15 protein-coding genes are annotated in these 16,009 nt (G+C 70.4%); 7 read left to right on the forward strand and 8 right to left on the reverse strand.

The annotated features are described in order from the left end of the window. Positions 1-67: 67 nt before the first annotated feature. Genes Acor_RS22985 through Acor_RS22995 form a run of 3 tightly spaced genes read right to left on the reverse strand, consistent with a single transcriptional unit; the run spans position 68 to position 3,232 of the window. Positions 68-436 (reverse strand): hypothetical protein, encoded by a 369-nt coding sequence (locus tag Acor_RS22985; protein WP_155338786.1) that lies wholly within the window; start codon positions 434-436, stop codon positions 68-70. Further along, positions 426-1,679 (reverse strand): tetratricopeptide repeat protein, encoded by a 1,254-nt coding sequence (locus tag Acor_RS22990; RefSeq protein WP_155338787.1) that lies wholly within the window; start codon positions 1,677-1,679, stop codon positions 426-428. The genes Acor_RS22985 and Acor_RS22990 overlap by 11 nt, the downstream gene beginning before the upstream one ends. Continuing rightward, positions 1,676-3,232 (reverse strand): DUF4331 domain-containing protein, encoded by a 1,557-nt coding sequence (locus tag Acor_RS22995; RefSeq protein WP_170317043.1) that lies wholly within the window; start codon positions 3,230-3,232, stop codon positions 1,676-1,678. Before Acor_RS22995 ends, Acor_RS22990 begins: the two co-directional genes overlap by 4 nt. A 117-nt stretch (positions 3,233-3,349) precedes the next feature. On the opposite strand from Acor_RS22995, the gene Acor_RS23000 reads away from it, so the two are divergent. Then, positions 3,350-5,206 carry a GMC family oxidoreductase gene (locus Acor_RS23000; protein ID WP_155338789.1) on the forward strand — a complete coding sequence of 619 codons (1,857 nt, stop codon included), beginning with the start codon at positions 3,350-3,352 and terminating at the stop codon, positions 5,204-5,206. Between the two features lie 26 nt (positions 5,207-5,232). Here the strand turns inward: Acor_RS23000 and Acor_RS23005 are convergent, their stop codons facing one another. Next, entirely contained in the window at positions 5,233-5,553 is a 321-nt protein-coding gene (locus Acor_RS23005) for a PE-PGRS family protein (RefSeq protein WP_155338790.1), read from the reverse strand. 269 nt (positions 5,554-5,822) lie between these two features. Here Acor_RS23005 and Acor_RS23010 point away from each other — a divergent pair, with 269 nt between their 5' ends. The 3 genes from Acor_RS23010 (at position 5,823) to Acor_RS23020 (ending at position 8,923) form a co-directional block, all read left to right on the forward strand. Beyond that, a complete protein-coding gene (locus Acor_RS23010) occupies positions 5,823-6,827 on the forward strand; it encodes a LacI family DNA-binding transcriptional regulator (RefSeq protein ID WP_155338791.1) in 1,005 nt (334 codons plus the stop codon). Then, positions 6,814-8,295, forward strand: a complete 1,482-nt coding sequence (locus tag Acor_RS23015; protein WP_155338792.1) for a serine/threonine-protein kinase — start codon at positions 6,814-6,816, stop codon at positions 8,293-8,295. The genes Acor_RS23010 and Acor_RS23015 overlap by 14 nt, the downstream gene beginning before the upstream one ends. Positions 8,296-8,566: 271 nt before the next feature. After that, a complete protein-coding gene (locus tag Acor_RS23020) occupies positions 8,567-8,923 on the forward strand; it encodes a hypothetical protein (RefSeq protein WP_155338793.1) in 357 nt (118 codons plus the stop codon). A 73-nt stretch (positions 8,924-8,996) separates the two neighbouring features. Here Acor_RS23020 and Acor_RS23025 read toward each other — a convergent pair whose 3' ends face one another. Beyond that, positions 8,997-9,215, reverse strand: a complete 219-nt coding sequence (locus Acor_RS23025; RefSeq protein ID WP_155338794.1) for a DUF397 domain-containing protein — start codon at positions 9,213-9,215, stop codon at positions 8,997-8,999. Next, complete coding sequence (locus Acor_RS23030; protein WP_155338795.1) at positions 9,212-10,054, reverse strand: helix-turn-helix domain-containing protein; 843 nt, start codon at positions 10,052-10,054, stop codon at positions 9,212-9,214. Before Acor_RS23030 ends, Acor_RS23025 begins: the two co-directional genes overlap by 4 nt. 146 nt (positions 10,055-10,200) lie before the next feature. On the opposite strand from Acor_RS23030, the gene Acor_RS23035 reads away from it, so the two are divergent. Beyond that, entirely contained in the window at positions 10,201-10,650 is a 450-nt protein-coding gene (locus Acor_RS23035) for an ATP-binding protein (RefSeq protein WP_155338796.1), read from the forward strand. Here Acor_RS23035 and Acor_RS23040 read toward each other — a convergent pair. Continuing rightward, complete coding sequence (locus tag Acor_RS23040; protein WP_155338797.1) at positions 10,580-12,103, reverse strand: AMP-binding protein; 1,524 nt, start codon at positions 12,101-12,103, stop codon at positions 10,580-10,582. The two genes, Acor_RS23035 and Acor_RS23040, sit on opposite strands and share 71 nt — an antisense overlap. Before the next feature lie 142 nt (positions 12,104-12,245). Here Acor_RS23040 and Acor_RS23045 point away from each other — a divergent pair, with 142 nt between their 5' ends. After that, positions 12,246-12,467: a hypothetical protein gene (locus Acor_RS23045; RefSeq protein ID WP_155338798.1), complete on the forward strand. Its 222-nt coding sequence runs from the start codon at positions 12,246-12,248 to the stop codon at positions 12,465-12,467. Between the two features lie 67 nt (positions 12,468-12,534). Further along, positions 12,535-15,678, forward strand: coding sequence for a S41 family peptidase (locus tag Acor_RS23050; RefSeq protein ID WP_155338799.1), 3,144 nt, complete (start codon positions 12,535-12,537; stop codon positions 15,676-15,678). 42 nt (positions 15,679-15,720) lie between these two features. Here Acor_RS23050 and Acor_RS23055 read toward each other — a convergent pair. Then, the coding region (locus Acor_RS23055; RefSeq protein WP_155338800.1) for a tetratricopeptide repeat protein at positions 15,721-16,009 on the reverse strand (289 nt) is incomplete at its 5' end.

The following is a 16,009-nucleotide window of genomic DNA, read 5'->3' on the forward strand; positions in this document are numbered from 1 at the left end:
GTCCGCTGCTAAGCCGGGTACACCGAGCGGGGGCTCCCACAGTCCGCCCATGGGAGCCCCCGTCAGCTCAAGAACTCCCGGTCCGGCCGATCACCACCACCGGACCGCCGCCCTTGGGATCGAACACGACCCCCAGGAACGTCCCGTCGGCCCCGATGAAGTCGACCGCGAACGTCTCCCCGATCGGGCGTTCGGCGACCTGCCAGTCAGGGCCGAACCGCTGCCGGACCGCGCCGAACACGATGTCGGATATGTCGGGCAGGGCGGAGTGCACGTGGACGACATAACTGTGCCGGACCGAGGTCGGGTGGGTGGTGTCGTCGCCGGGTTCCCAGTAGGGGTCGCACTCCTCGACCTCGTCCAGTTGCACCTCGGCTCGGCCGCCGAGCTGCTCGACCACCTCGTCCACCAGTCGGCGGAGCAGTTCACCGTCCATTGGCTACCTCGATCCTGGGCGTGTGCGACAGATTCGGCAGATTCGGGTTGAGCTTCCTGGCCCGGTCCAGGCTGCGTTCCGCGTCCTTGTTCCGGTTCAGGGCGCGTTCGATGCCGGCCCGGTGGAACGCGGCCAGCGCGGTGTCGTCGCGCGCGTACTGAATGGCCTCCCGGTCCCGCCCGGCGCGATGTAGCGCCCAAGCGTAGGCGTCGGCCACCTCGTTCGTGGGCCGCCTGATCCACTCCCTGGCCAGGTGGGTGACGGCCACCGCGGGGTCGCCGTGGTCGGCCTCGAACCGGCCGGCGGTGAGGTCGTCGACGACGCCGCCTTCCGCGAACAGTTTGAGGGCGCCGCGGAAGACCCGGAACTGCGTTCTGGCCTCGGCTTTGCGGCCGAGGGCGTGCAGCAGCTCGCCGTACTCGATCAGGGTCTGCGGTTCCGGGTTGCGGGCGACGGCGGTGGCGTAGGCGTGCGCGGCCTCCTTGCCGCGGCCGAGCGCGGCCAGGGCGCGGGCCCGGCCGGCCAGCGCGGCCGGGTAACCGGGCTGTGCGTCCAGCGCCTGCTCGTACGCGCGCAGCGAGGGCCGCCCGGTCAGCCAGGCCAGCTCGCCCCTGCGGCAGTGGATGTCGGCCAGGTCGGCGGTCCCGGCGGCGGCCCCGAGCGCCAGGTTGAGCGCGTTCGCGGCCCGGCCGAACTGGTTCTTGATCCGGAAGAAGTGCGCGGCCCGGGTGAAGGAGGCCACCCCCGGCTTGGCGTCCAGCATGATCTGCAGCGACTTCTCCGCCTTGGTCAGGTCGCCGAGCTGGACGTAGGCGTCGGAGAGCAGGCCGTGCGCGAGCGGGTTGGCCGGGTTGGCGGCGGTGGCCTTGATCGCCCAGTCTCTGGACTGGGCGAACTCGTGCCGGGCGCCGGTGAGCGCGGCCATGCCGACCAGGGCGGTGTCGTTGCCGGCGGCCCGCAGCCGGAGCGATTCGCGCAGCGCGCCCTCGGCCTTCGGGTAGTAGGCCGGGTCGGCGGTGACCCTGGCCTGCTCCACGTAGCCGAGGCCGAGTTCGGCCCAGACCGTGGCGTCCCCTGGGGCGATCTTGAGGTAGCGCTGGTCGGCGGCGATCCGGCCGGCCAGGTCGAAGGCGAAGGCGCGCACCGGGGGCGGGCCCGGGGTGAACTCCTGGCCGCCGTACTTGACCATGGCGACGGTCGCGACGGCGGACGCCGCGGCCAGCAGGATCGCGGTGCGCCTCATTGCTGCTCCCGGTTGACCGGGCCGCGGATGTCGGGCGTCGCCTCGTACGGGAAGCTGTCGGTGATCCGTTTGGCCGGGCCGGTGATCGGGCTCAGCCAGGTCGGCAGCAGGGTGCCCTTGCCGGCCGGCTCGCCCATGGCCATCCGCATGAACGCGACCGTCACGTTGTCGGTCAGCCGCCGCCCGTTCGGCCAGCCCTGCGGGTCGCCGCCGATCAGGCCGTACTGGTTGGGTCTCGGGGTGACCGGGGTCATCATGTTCAGCCGGGTCATCTCGGCGGGGACCATCCTGGCCCGGTCGGCGTCCCGGTTGAGCAGGTGCGAGGTCAGGTCGAGCTTGATCGGCCCGGTCTCCTTGGCGATGCCGGTGAGGAAGACCTGCTCCAGGTCGATCCTCGGCTCCTTCGGCGGCAGCGCCAGCAGGCCGGGCGCGAGCAGCTTGGACGCGTACGGATGTCGCACCGCCGCCAGCATGGCCGGCCACTTGTGATCACTCTGCGGCGACGACGCGTTGTGGTAGGCGTCCCGCAGCAGATGCGGCATCAGACTGTCCCCGAACATCGACAGCCCCTGCCGGGACACCTGCCGGTACGGCTTCGCCGACTTGTCCAGCAGATTGAGCGAGCGCCGCGACGAGGTCGCCCAGATCCCCACCACCGGATTGCGCTGCACGTCCCCCTTGAGCGCCAGCTCCGCCTTCGGCACCTGGATCGCGATCGAGTGCACGTTGAACGGCGTGAAGAAGTCGAAGGGCGGCGCGACCGGCAGCCCGATCCTGGTCAGCGCGATGGCCCGGAAATCGAAGAAGAACGGGTCCTTGACCTGCCCGGAGAAGGTCTGCCCGCCGCCGGGCAGCGGCACGACGGCCCGTCGCCACTTGGCCGCGAACCCCGGCTCGATGCCGTACGGCCCGACCGGCGCCTGTTCCAGCAGCACCTTCGGCTGCTGCCCCGGCCGGATGAGCTCAAGCCGGTAGGTCTGCGGGTAGATCGTCCGCGCCTTGCAGCGGGCGCTGCCCGCGCACGGCAGCGTCACCAGGTCGGCGTAGGGATCGACGGCGTCCGGCGTGTACGGCTGCACCCCCGGCGGCTGCTCCCAGGCGCCCGCGCCCCCCTCGTACTGGCTCAGATTGTCCCCGCCGGTCGGCAGCGGCTTGCGGAAGTCCGGGTAGACGCTGCTCGGCCTCGCCTTCGGATCGCCGGAGCCGTCGCCGTTCCGGTACCACCAGCGGTAGGTCAGCTCGGGCTTGCCGTCCCCCGTGCTGTCGAAGTGCAGGTCGTAGAAGCCCTGGGTGGCGAAGCGGTACCAGGGCAGCGGGGCGATCGGCAGTTCGAACGGCACGTAGTTCCAGATCACCGTCACCGTGTCGGGGCGGTCGGGGCTGGTGAACGCGTACAGGTCGGTCACGTCCATCTGCGGGTCGAGGATCTGGGTCGGGGCGTCGACATGGTTGGACGCCAGTCCGGGGGAGCTGCCGGGACCCGCCAGGAACCCCGCGGCGAGCATCGAGCCCGCGACTCCCACGACCGCGATCCGCTTCGAGGCCTGATTCATGATTTTCCTCATCGAGATGTGCCAGGTTTCCAGTATCACGATGTGTAATGATTTCGCTTACACAGAGTGATCAGTGGTGATCGTCCCCCCTTCCGCTGACGGCAATCGGGGACGGATATGAAAGATCAGGTACATACACTCCACCGGCGCGACGCACTCCGCCTGGGCGCGGCGGCGGCTCTGCTCACCGGCCTGGGCGCCGGCCCGGCGCACGCCGACGCCGACGAGGCCGACTACGTGATCATCGGCTCCGGGCCGGGCGGCACCCCGCTCGCCGCCAACCTGGTGGCGGCCGGGTTCACCGTCGTGGTCCTGGAGGCCGGGCCGCTCCGCGGCAACCAGCGCTGGCACGACGTGCCGACCTTCCACAACTACGCGGTCAGCGAGGACAACCAGATCCGCTGGGATTTCTTCGTCCAGCACTACAGCGACCCCAAGATGGGCGCCACCAGCAGCCAGTGGATCCCCGGCCGCGGCGTCCTCTACCCCCGCGCCTCCGCCCTCGGCGGCTGCACCACCCACAACGCGATGATCACCATGGCCGCCGACCCGAAGGACTGGGCCTACATCCAGAACCTCACCGGCGACGACAGCTGGGCCCCCGAGCGCATGTGGACCCACTGGCAGCGCTTCCTGTCCTGGCAGCCGACCGAGTTCGGCCTGGTCGACGTGATCAAGCTGGACCCCCAGCTGGGCCGGATCGTGGCCGCCGCGACCGCCGAGGCCGCGGCGCGTGGCGGCGACACCACCCACCCCCGCTCGATCAACGACAAGGCGTTCGTGGACGCCGGCACCGAGGGCTTCTTCTACACCCCGCAGTCCACCTCGCACGGCAGGCGCCACAGCATGCGCGAGCGCCTGCTGGCCGCCCAGGCCGCGTTCCCCAGCCGGCTCGTCATCCAGGCCAACGCGCTGGCCGAGCGGATCGTGCTGGAGCCGGGCCCGCACGGGCACAAGCGCGCGGTCGCCGTGGACTACCTGCTCGGCGACCACCTGTACGGCGCCTCGCCCCGCTACCGGGCCACCACCGCCGCCGACCGGAAGAGCCGCCGCCGGACGGTCCGCGCCCGGCGCGAGGTGATCGTCTCGGCCGGGGTGTTCAACAGCCCGCAGCTGCTCATGCTTTCCGGCATCGGCCCCCGCGCGCACCTCGCCCAGCTCGGGGTGCCGGTCCAGATCGACCTGCCCGGCGTGGGCGGCAACCTCCAGGACCGGTACGAGGTGCCGGTGGTCTCCGCGTACCCGCCGTTCCTGCTGTTCCAGGCGTGCGGGTTCGGCAAGACCCCGCTCGACCCCTGTCTGACGGCCTGGCAGGGCGCTTCGGTGTTCGGGGCGGCCCGCTTCACGCCGTACTCCACCAACGGCGTGCTCGGCGGGATCAAGCGCCGGTACGGCACCGGCGAACGCGCCGAGATGTTCGTCTTCGGCGCCCCCGCCGACTTCCGCGGCTACAAGCCCGGCTTCGGCCCGCCCGGCTACGTCAAGGACCGCTTCACCTGGCTGGTCCTGAAGGGCTACGCCGACGCCCGCACCGGCACGGTACGGCTCCGCTCCACCGACCCCACCCACCCCCCGGAGATCAACTTCCGCAAGTTCGACGACGGCCGCGGCGGCGACCGGGACGTGGCCGCCATGGTGGACGCGATCGGGATGATCCGCCGGATCAACGCCAAGGCCGGCACCGGCACCGAGATCTGGCCGGGCCCCGAGGTCAGGACCAGGGAACAGGTGGGCGCCTGGATCCGCCAGGAGTCCTGGGGCCACCACGCCTCGTGCACCAACCCGATTGGCCCCGACTCGGATCCGATGGCGGTGCTGGACTCCCGGTTCCGGGTTCGCGGGACGAGCAACCTGCGCGTGGTGGACGCCTCGGCCTTCCCGCGCATCCCCGGCCTGTTCATCTGGGCCCCGGTGGCCACGCTCGCCGAGAAGGCGAGCGCCGACATCATCGCCGAGGCCCGGTACCCGGTGTAACGCCGACACCGGTAACACCGGCCTGATCAGTACGTGGCAGCCGGGACCTGAGTGCCCACAGGCGTCCCGCTGGGCGGCTGGTAGCCGCCGATCCCGGTGCCGAGCCCGCCCGGACCGCCCGCTCCCACGCCTCCGCCGCTCCCCCCGAGCGGCCCGCCGAGCCCGCCGCCGAAGAGGCCGCCGGCACTCGCTCCACCGAGTCCCAATCCCGCGCAGAGCGTGTCGATGATCGGCAGTGGGATCAGGCAGCGTGCCTGGTCCTGCGCTGTGTAGGAGTCAGCCTGGACGGCCGGGGCGGCGAAGAGCGCGGCGCCGACACAAGCCGACACAAAGAGCGGGCGAATCATCTGAATTCTCCATGTCACGAGTTCTGACTACAATGTGCACATTCCTGACTGCACACGGTCATATTCCCGGACATTGACGTCTCGATTGCCCCGATATCCCCACAGATTGGCAAGCGTTTCATCTACCCTGCCGACATGTCCAAGGCCGGTGAAAAACGATGAAAGGTTTCATCGCTATGAAACCTCTGTTGACACGCCCGAAACAGTGATACGTTCTTGGGAGCGCTCCCAAGCCGCCGCGTGACACACTTCGGGCCTGAGGAGACCGGATGGCCGATCTTCCCACCCTCGCAGAGGTAGCCGCCGCTGCTGGCGTCTCCCCGGCAACCGCATCCCGAGTCCTGACGGGCTCGGTACGCGTCACTACATCGACCAGGCGACAGGTGCACGACGCCATGTCCCGCCTTGGTTATGTAAGGCGCCGCGCCCCTCGGGGCTCGACCGCCAGACGCACCGACCAGATCGTGGCCGCCGTGATCTGCGAGCAGACTCCACGGCTGTTCAGCGAACCCTTCTATGCCCGACTGCTGTCGGCGGCCGAGGAGGTGTTCGCCGCCCACGGGGTCCCGCTCGTGGTGATGACGGCCACCCCCGCCACCGCGGCGATCGCGGCCCCACCGCTGGTCGCGGGGGCCGTGGACGGGGTGCTCCTGGTGGGCGCCCGGGCCAGGCACCCACTGGCCGTCACCCTGGCCGCGTCCGGCATCCCGGTGCGCAGCGCGGGCCGGCCGCCAGACGGCGTCGACCTCCCGTTCGTCGACATGGACAACCGGGACGGAGGTCGCCAGGCCGCGGAACACCTGCTGCTCGGCAACCGCCGGGTGATCGCCACGATCGCCGGTCCGCCGACGCTACCCGCCGCCAGGGACCGTCTCGACGGTTTCCGGGAGACCCTGCGGGACGCGGGCATCACCGACATGCCCGTGGCGTACGGCGACTTCACCCACGCCTCAGGGGCACACGCCATGCAGTGGCTGCTGCAGCGCGCGCCCCGCCTGGACGCCGTGTTCGCGGCGTCCGATGTGATGGCCGCGGGCGCGATGCAGGCGCTGCGACGGGCCGGGCGCAAGGTGCCCGACGACGTCGCGGTGATCGGCTTCGACGACGCGCCCATCGCCCGGCACACCACCCCCGCCCTCACCACCGTCCGCCAACCCGTCGAGGAGCTCGCGGCCCTGGCCGCGCGCATGCTGCTCATGGCCCTCGCCGAGGACGAGATACCCAAGGGCAACCCCGTGTTGCCCACGGAACTGGTCGTCCGTGAATCAACCTGAGCTGGCCGAAGGCGACGTCCTGACCCGTCGCTATCTGCTTCAGGAGCGGATCGCCACGGGAGGCATGTCAGTGATCTGGCGTGCCTTCGACCAGTCCCTCCAGCGGACTGTGGCGATCAAGGTGCTGGACGGTGCGCTGGACGGTGACAACCCGGGCCGCGAGCTGATCAGGCGCGAGGCCCGGGCCACCGCCCGGCTGATCCATCCGGACGCCATCGAGGTGTACGACTACGGCGAGACGGTCACCCCGCGTGGCCGGCTCGCCGCGTACGTCGTGATGCGGCTCCTGGAAGGCAGATCACTGGCCGACCGGGTCAGCGAGGGCCCGCTGCCCTGGGCGGAGGCCACCGCCATCGCCGCCCGGCTGGCCCTGGTGCTGGCCGCGGCCCACGAGCGGGGCATCGTGCACCGCGACGTCACCCCGGAGAACGTGCTGCTCGCCTCGGACGGGGCGAAACTGCTCGACTTCGGCATCGCCGTGTTCGCCGGCGAGGCCGACGACGAGCTGGTGGCCGACTTCGGCACCCCGCCCTACGTGGCGCCCGAGCGGCTCAAGGAGCTGCCCGCCGCCCCGGCCGTGGACGTCTACTCGCTGGGCGTCCTGCTGTACGAGATGCTCACCGGCTCCCCGCCGTACCCGGAGACGACCTGGGAGGGGATCGAGGCCGCCCGCCGGGAGGGCCCGCCGCCCAGCCCGGACAGCGTGCCGGGGCTGCCGCCGGAGATCGCGGCGCTGTGCCGGCAGTGCCTGTCCCCCGACCCGACCATGCGACCCTCCGCGCGCGAGGTGGCCGAGGCCCTGATGCCCGGCGAGACCGGGCGCGAGCCCGGCTGGCTGAAGTGGGCGGCCGGGGTCGCGGGCGTGCTGGCCCTGGGGGTGCTGCTCTGGCAGCAGCCCACCCTGGCCCCGGCGGGGGTGGCGGCGGCGACCCTGCCGACCCCGGTCACGCACGCCACCCAGCGCACAGAAGAGGCCACCCTGGAGGACGCGGACTCGACCCCGCGGGCCACCGACCGGGCCAAGCCGATCCTCGATCCCGACCCCACGGACGTGGCGGATCCGCCGCCCGAGCAGGAGGGCGACACCGGCTCGGATCCCGACCCTGATCCGACCGCCAAGCCCCGCGCCTCCGCCTCGCCCACCACCAAACCGAGAAGCACCAGAACGCTCGCGCCGCTCCCGCTCGCCAGCCCCACCAAGGCCGGCTCGGTGGAAGAGGCGGCCGCCGCGTTCATGCGGCTGCTGGAGGCCGGCGCCGCCCGCGGCGAGGTCTCCTCGACGGCCGTGGACGATCTACGGAACCTGGTCGCGAACATGATCGCCAACAACGATCCGAACGCGGTCGGGAACATCCGGCTCAAGCTGAACGACCGGCTTCGGGAGGGCGCGTTGAAGCCCGCCCTGAAGGCGACGCTCGACGCGGCGCTCGACCAGATCACGGCCGCGTTCGCGGCCCGGGGAACCTGACGGCCGGTGCGGCTCGCGGTCCCGCGAGCCGCACCGGAACGGGGGTTGACAGACCCGGGTAAATAGGCTCTTGTATGGGAGCGCTCCCAGTGATCATGGTTTGATGCCCTTGAAAACCACGGCTGACCCCCAGGAAATACCTGAATCTTTCAGAACGCGTCGCGCCAGATAAGGTCCGGGTAAAGAGTTGTAAGCCGCGTGAAAGCCATCCGCAAGCACGCCTCCCTAGCGTTACTGACGTCCCGAGAACACTAGGAAGGCTTCCGCTCCGATGAGAATCGTTCGCTTCGCTATCGTCGCCGTCGCCGCGACCACCTTCTTGACCGCCTGCGGGCTGGGAGCCAACACCGCGCTGTGCGCAGAAGCCACCAAGGCGCTGCTCGACTACACCTCCCAGGTCACCGGCGCCGGCACCGACCTCGACGCCATCAACAAGGCCAACGCCGACCTGTCCGGCAAGCTCACCGACATCTCCGCCAAGGCCGACGGCGACCTCAAGAAGACGCTCGACTCCATGGCCGAGACCTGGGGCAGCCTCAAGATCGACCCGGCCGACCCGAACTCGATCACCGAGTTCACCACCAAGAGCAGCACGTTCGACCAGGAACTCCGCGCCGCCTGCGTGTGACGTCCGAGCTCGGTCAGACGTACGGCCCGCGCGCCGGGAGGCGGCACGCGGGCCGTACGGGTTTATTCAGGGATCAGGACAGGTCGAATTCCCCGCCCTTCACCCCATGCACGAAGGCGTCCCACTCGCCCGGGGTGAACATCAGGTTGGGCCCTTCGGGGTCCTTCGAGTCGCGCACGGCGATCCCGTGCTTGAGCTGGGCGACCTCGACACACTGGTTGCCCTGGGTGTTCGATCGGGTGGCCTTACGCCACGTCGCGTCGGCCAGATCCGTAGGCTGAACGCCCGTCATGCCATCTCCTTCTCGACCGATTCGATTTTCTCTACGGACTTCTCCGGGCTGAGCGCGGCCGCGCGGAGATGGTCAAAGACCAGGGCATAGCGGCGGACGTCATCGGAGCTCTCCAGGTAAAGCTCCCCGCCCGCGCTCTCCAGGAAGACGACGTCGGAATCCTCGGGGTGAGGGAAGGTGAGGATCGCCAGCGGGTTGCCCATCCCCAGGTAGGCCCCCGCGTCGAACGGCAACACCTGAATGGTGACGTTCGGCTGGATGGCGATCTCCTGGAGCCTGCGCAACTGCTCGGCCATGACGTACGGTCCCCCCACGGGACGCCGCAGGGCGGCCTCGTCTAGGACCACCCAGAGTTCGAAGGCCGGGTCGGAAAGGCGCCGTTGCCGCTCCAGCCGTACGGTGATCCGCCGCTCGATCTCGCCGGGGTCCTCCACCAGAGCCGCACTGATCACCGAGCGGGCGTACGCCTCGGTCTCCAGTAGTCCCGGGAGCATCACCGGCTCGTAGTTCCGGACACTGGCCGCTTCCGCTTCCAGTCCGACGTACGGCCCGGGGAGCACATCCCCGAAATGGTGCCACCACCCGCGACGCCCGGCGTCCCGGATCAGCTCGAGCAGGGCGTCCCGCTCGTGTCCGTTGGCGCCGTAGAGAGAGAGGAGATCCCGCATGGTCCGGCCCTGGGGCCGGGTGTGCCCGGTCTCGATCCGATACACCGTGGAGCTGGCCAGTCCGAGGAGCTGGGCCACCTCCTCGCGGGAATAGCCGGCCTCACAGCGCAACCGGATGAGCTCGCCGGCCAGGCGTCTCAGCCGGACCGTAGGGCTGCGTCCAACGCTCATAAAGCAGACAACTCCCCACAAACGGCACTTTGCAATATTGCATTCGCAGGATTGCAAAGATGCTTTCGACGGTGCAGGATGAATTGAAGTTTGCCACGGACTCGGGTGAGCCCTGTCTGTACAGGTGCACAGGGAGTTATCAGAGAATGACAATTCTCAACCGCGCGGAGAGAACCGTGATCTCGCGGCCGTATTTCGGCGATGCCGCGGAGGCGGGCGCGGCCCGTCGGTTCATCTCCCGCTGCCTCGGCGCGGCCCATCCGTGCCGGGACGACGCCGTCCAGCTGGCCGGCGAGCTGATCTCCGAGTCGCTCCGGCACACGATCACCTGTGGTGATCTGGCCGGCTACACGATCGCGGTCACCACCACCGCGGACACCGCCAGGGTGGTGCTCTCCGCCCAGTCCCGCTGCCCGTGCTGGACCCGCCCCGCGCTTGGCCGGGGCGTGCACCTGGTGTCGCAGTTCACCCCGCTCTGGGGGGCGCTGAGCACGGATCACGGCACCACCGTCTGGTTCGAGGTGGCTAGATCAGCCCACGCGCCCAGGCGTAGTCGGCCTTCCCGTTCGGATGACGGCGCACATGCGGGACCCTGACGAAGTCCTTGGGTAGCTTGTAGCGGGCCAGGTGCCTGGCGCACGCATCGCGGAGTTCCCGATCCGGCACGTCGCTCTGCACGACCGCCACCACCTCCTGGCCCCACCGCTCGCTCGGCCGCCCGACCACCAGCGCGTCCACGACGCCGGGCACGGCGCGCAGCACGACCTCGACCTCCTCGGCGAAGACCTTCTCGCCGGCTGTGTTGATCACTGTCGCTTCCCTGCCGTGCAGCTCGATGGTGCCGTCCGCCCGCAGCCGGGCCCGATCCCCCGGGATCGCGAACCGCTCACCGTCCAGCTCGACGAAGGTTCTGGCCGTCTTGTCCGGATCGCCCAGGTAGCCCAGCGGGATCGGGCCACCCCTGGCCAGCCAGCCGACCTCGTCGCTCCCGGGCGCCAGCCGTCCGGTCCGGTCCGCCGTCAGCACCACGGTCTCCGGGCCCGGCACGAACGGCCCGCCGTCCAGCCGGACCGCGCTGTTGCCGGTCTCCGACGAGCCGAGCGTGTCCACGATCCGGACGCCGGGGATCAGCTCGCCCAGCCGTCCGGCCAGGCCGTCCCTGAGCATCGCGCCGGAGGTCCCGATCATGCCGAGCGCCAGCCGGTACGGCCGCCGTTCCAGCTCCTCGACCAGCGGGCGCGCGAACGCGTCCCCCACGATGATCGTGCCGGTCACCTGTTCGCGTTCCAGGGTGGCCAGCAGGCTCGGCGGGTCGAACCGGTCCACCCGGTCCGCGATCACCACGGTCGAGCCGAGGCACCAGCCGCTGAGCGCGAACCAGAGCCCGGTGCCGTGCATCAGCGGCGCGGCCGGCAGCACCTTGCGCCGGGAGGCGGCGGCGTGCGCGGCCAGCGCCTCCAGGGAGCGGAACCGGATGGCCAGTGGTCCTTCGAGCAGGTCGCCGATCCGCCAGACCACGCCTTTGGGCATGCCGGTGGTGCCGCCGGTGTAGATGATGTGGTGGTCGTCCGGCGTGGGCCGTACCGGCACCGGGTCGGGCGCGGCGGCGGCCAGCGCCCCCTCGTAGTCGAGCGCGCCCGGGAGCAGCGGGTGGCCGGAGTCGTCGGCGACCTGGAGCAGCAGCGCGCCTTTCGCGACCTTCTCCACCAGCGGCGCGAAGCGGGCGTGGTAGACGATCGCCCCGGGTTTCGCGTCCGCGAACAGGTAGCCGAGCTCGTCGGCGGTGTAGCGGTAGTTCACGTTGAACGGCACCGCGCGGGCTTTGTGGGCGCCGAGCAGGGCTTCCAGGTATTCGGGACCGTTGAGCAGATAGATGGCGACCTGGTCGGTCCGGCCCAGCCCGTGCTCGTGCAGCAGGTTGCCCAGCCTGCGGGTCCGTTCCGCCACCTGCCGCCAGCTCAGCCGCCGCTCCCGCCAGACCAGACAGTCCCGGTCCGGTACGGCTGCCGCGATCGCCTCCTGCAACGTGGCCAGGTCGAACTGGGTCACCGGACGCCTCCAGAACAATCATCCAGAACAATCGTCGGCCCCATTCTGACACGACCGCCGACCACGGGTGTTAATCCCCATAAATGGGTATCAACCGCTCAGATGCGAAAATAAGCCGCATAACACCAAAAACGGGGGAAAGATGCCTGACAGTCCGAAGAAGAAGACGACCAAAGCCACGGGCAAGGCGAAGAAGGCCGCGATCAAAGAGGCCCGCGTCGCCCGCCGCGAGGGTGGCCAGGACTCGCCTTCTTCGAAATCCTCATCCACCCAGTCCGCGCAGTCGGCGCAGACGTCAAGACCCGCGCAGCAGCCGAGGCCCGCGCAGTCGAGCCGGGAGGCCCAGCGCCCCGAGCACAACTGACGCGGTCACCTGAAACGACAGCCCGGGACGGTCCGACGTCCCGGGCTGATCCTTCTCTGGGGGCACCATGCCGGCATACCTGCGCTTTCCCACGATCTTCGGGGATGTGGTGGTCTTCGCCGCCGAGGACGACCTGTGGATGGCGCACGTGGACGGCGGACGCGCCTTCCGGCTCACCGCCGGGGTGGCTGAGGCGTCCTACCCCCGCTTCTCCCCCGACGGCTCCCAGCTCGCCTTCGTCGGCAAGGACGAAGGCCCGGAAGAGGTCTACGTGATGCCCGCCGACGGCGGCGCCGCCCGGCGGCTCACCTTTCACGGCGCCGACTGCACGGTTACCGGGTGGGACCCGACCGGCGCCATCGTCTACGCCAGCGACGAGTCTCAGCCGTTCACCGGTTACCGCTGGCTGCACCGGGTCACCCCCGGCGGCGTGCCGGAGCGCCTCCCCTACGGGCCGGCCGGCACCATCTCCTACGGCCCGACCGGCGTGGTGCTCGGCCGCAACACCGCCGACCCCGCCCGCTGGAAGCGCTACCGCGGCGGCACCGTCGGCGACCTCTGGATCCGCGACGGCCGCGCCGACTTCCGGCGGCTGATCTCGCTCCCCGGCAACCTCGCCTCCCCCTGCTGGGTCGGCGACCGGATCTACTTCCTGTCCGACCACGAAGGCGTCGGCAACGTCTACTCGTGCGCCCCCAGCGGCGCGGACCTGCGCCGCCACACCGACCACGCCGACTACTACGCCCGCAACCTGTCCACCGACGGCCGCCGCCTCGTCTACCACTCCGGCGCCGACCTCTACCTGCTCGACCCCGCCGCCGGCCACCCCCGCCCGATCGAGGTACGGCTCGGCAGCTCCCGCACCCAGCGCAACCGGCGGTTCGTCCCCGCCGATCACTACCTGGACAGCGCCACCCTCAACCCCGACGGCAGCGGCCTGGCCGTCACCACCCGCGGCAAGGCGTTCTCCTTCGCCTGCTGGGAGGGCCCGGTCCGCCAGCACGGCGAGCCGTACGGAGTCAGGTACCGCTTCCTGACCTGGCTCGGCGACAGCCGTCTGGTCGCGGCCGCCAGCGACGACGGCGACCGGGAGATCCTGGTCGTGCTCTCCGGCGGTGAACGCGAGCTGCGCCTGGACAGCCACGACACCGGCCGGGTGACCGCGCTGGAGGTCGCCCCCGCCGGGAACCGGTTCGCGGTCTGCAACCACCGCAACGAGATCCTCATCGTCGAGCTGGGCGAGCAGGTCACGGTCACCGAGGTGGAGGCCAGCCCGTTCGGCGCGATCGAGGACCCGGCCTGGTCACCGGACGGTTCGTGGCTGGCGTACGCGTGCCCGGTCGCCCCGCAGAGCACCGCGATCAAGCTGTTCCACGTGGCCGGCGACGCGGCGGTCACCGCGACCGTGCCGGTGCTCCGCGACTACCGCCCCGCCTTCGACCCGCAGGGCCGCTACCTGTACTTCCTCGGGCAGCGCGTGTTCAACCCGGTCTACGACGAGCTCCAGTTCGACCTCGGCTTCCCGATGGGCACCCGGCCGTACGCGCTGGCCCTGCGCGCCGACGTGCCCTCCCCCTTCGTCGCCGAACCCCGCCCCCTGAAGGACGACCCCGACGCCGAGGAGGACCCCGACCTCACCATCGAGGTCGACGGCCTCACCGACCGCATCGTCGCCTTCCCCCTCCCAGAAGGCCGGTACGAGCGGGTGGCCGGGCTCCGCGGCAAGGTCCTCTACACCACCGCCCCCATGAACGGCGACGGCGTCACCCTGCACTGCTTCGACTTCGCCAAACAGAAGTCCGACGAACTCGCCACCGACCTCACCGACTTCCAGCTCGGCCGCGACGGCGGCACCCTGCTCTACCGCGTCGGCAACCGCCTCCGCGTGGTCCAGGCCGGCGAACCCCTCCCCGACGAGGACGGCGCCGACCGGGCCGGCGGCTGGATCGACCTCGACCGGGTGAAGGTGTCCGTCGCCCCCGAGGCCGAATGGCGGCAGATGTTCCGGGAGGCCTGGCGGCTCCAGCGCGAGAACTTCTGGGACGAGGACATGGCCGGCGTCGACTGGAACGCCGTCTACGACCGGTACCTCCCGCTGGTCGACCGCGTCACCACCCGCGGCGAGTTCTCCGACCTGCTCTGGGAGCTCCTCGGGGAACTCGGCACGTCCCACGCGTACGAATCGGGCGGCGAGTACCGCGAACGCCCGCAGTACTGGCAGGGCAAACTCGGCGTCGACTGGACCCACACCGGCGGCCGCTTCGTGATCGCCCACATCGTCGGCGGCGACCGCTGGGACCCCGACGCCACCTCCCCGCTCAACCGCCTCGGCGTCGACGTCCGCCCCGGCGACGCCATCGTCGCCGTCAACGGCCACCCCACCGGCCCTGACGCCCGCCCCAACCAGCTCCTGGTCAACCTCGCCGACCAGGAGGTCGAACTCACCATCCGCCGCGGCGACCGCACCCACACCGTCACCATCCGCGCCATCGCCGACGAGACCCCCGCCCGCTACCGCGACTGGGTCACCGCCAACCGCGCCCTCGTCCACCAGCTCACCACCGGCCGCGTCGGCTACGTCCACGTCCCCGACATGGGCCCCGACGGCTTCGCCGAATTCCACCGCGGCTACCTCACCGAATACGACCGCGAAGCCCTCATCGTCGACGTCCGCTTCAACGGCGGCGGCGACGTCTCCGCCCTCCTCCTGCAGAAACTCGCCCGCCGCCGCCTCGGCTACGACTTCCCCCGCTGGGGCGTCCCCACCCCCTACCCCCAGGAGTCCCCCCGCGGCCCCATCATCGGCCTCACCAACGAATGGGCCGGCTCCGACGGCGACATCTTCTGCCACACCTTCAAACTCCTCGGCCTCGGCCCGCTCGTCGGCAAACGCACCTGGGGCGGCGTCGTCGGCATCTGGCCCCGCCACCACCTCGCCGACGGCACCATCACCACCCAGCCCGAATTCTCCTTCGCCTTCGACGACGTCGGCTGGCGCGTCGAAAACTACGGCACCGACCCCGACGTCGAAGTCGACATCACCCCCCAGGAGTACGCCCAGGGCGTCGACACCCAACTCGAACGCGCCATCGAGGTCGCCCTCGACCATCTCGCCATCACGCCCCCACATACCGCCAACCCCGCCGACCGCCCCCGCCGGGTGGTCCCCACGCTGCCGCCCCGCCTTCCCCCACCAGGGGACCCAGCCTGACAAGCCTTGGCTTTCTCCTAAATAGCAGCGATACCGCCAGGACTACAGCGGTCCACTCAATATCTCGGCTATCAGGGAGCGCATCGATCGCGCCTTCGGATCCTCGAAGTCCGCGAGTATGTCCAGAGCACGCCGCCAGTTCCGTTCGGCGGACGTCGCCTCCCCGGCAAGACGCTGTGCAATGCCCAGGTTGTCCAGTGCCAAGGCCAGCTGCCATCGATCGTCGAGATCCCGGAATACGGTTGCGGCACGGCGATGGAAATCGATCGCCTCGGCGGGCCGTCCCATTTCTCGATATACCTCGCCTGTCCCGGTCCAGGCCCAATGCCAC

The organism is Acrocarpospora corrugata, from assembly GCF_009687845.1.
In the GTDB taxonomy this organism is placed as follows: domain Bacteria; phylum Actinomycetota; class Actinomycetes; order Streptosporangiales; family Streptosporangiaceae; genus Acrocarpospora; species Acrocarpospora corrugata.

Bases quoted from the DNA above. Each gene is read 5' to 3' on its own strand.
- Acor_RS22985 (WP_155338786.1), bottom strand. From the start codon at position 436: ATGGACGGTGAACTGCTCCGCCGACTGGTGGACGAGGTGGTCGAGCAG.
- Acor_RS22990 (WP_155338787.1), bottom strand. From the start codon at position 1,679: ATGAGGCGCACCGCGATCCTGCTGGCCGCGGCGTCCGCCGTCGCGACC.
- Acor_RS22995 (WP_170317043.1), bottom strand. From the start codon at position 3,232: ATGAATCAGGCCTCGAAGCGGATCGCGGTCGTGGGAGTCGCGGGCTCG.
- Acor_RS23000 (WP_155338789.1), top strand. From the start codon at position 3,350: ATGAAAGATCAGGTACATACACTCCACCGGCGCGACGCACTCCGCCTG.
- Acor_RS23005 (WP_155338790.1), bottom strand. From the start codon at position 5,553: ATGATTCGCCCGCTCTTTGTGTCGGCTTGTGTCGGCGCCGCGCTCTTC.
- Acor_RS23010 (WP_155338791.1), top strand. From the start codon at position 5,823: ATGGCCGATCTTCCCACCCTCGCAGAGGTAGCCGCCGCTGCTGGCGTC.
- Acor_RS23020 (WP_155338793.1), top strand. From the start codon at position 8,567: ATGAGAATCGTTCGCTTCGCTATCGTCGCCGTCGCCGCGACCACCTTC.
- Acor_RS23025 (WP_155338794.1), bottom strand. From the start codon at position 9,215: ATGACGGGCGTTCAGCCTACGGATCTGGCCGACGCGACGTGGCGTAAG.
- Acor_RS23030 (WP_155338795.1), bottom strand. From the start codon at position 10,054: ATGAGCGTTGGACGCAGCCCTACGGTCCGGCTGAGACGCCTGGCCGGC.
- Acor_RS23035 (WP_155338796.1), top strand. From the start codon at position 10,201: ATGACAATTCTCAACCGCGCGGAGAGAACCGTGATCTCGCGGCCGTAT.
- Acor_RS23045 (WP_155338798.1), top strand. From the start codon at position 12,246: ATGCCTGACAGTCCGAAGAAGAAGACGACCAAAGCCACGGGCAAGGCG.
- Acor_RS23050 (WP_155338799.1), top strand. From the start codon at position 12,535: ATGCCGGCATACCTGCGCTTTCCCACGATCTTCGGGGATGTGGTGGTC.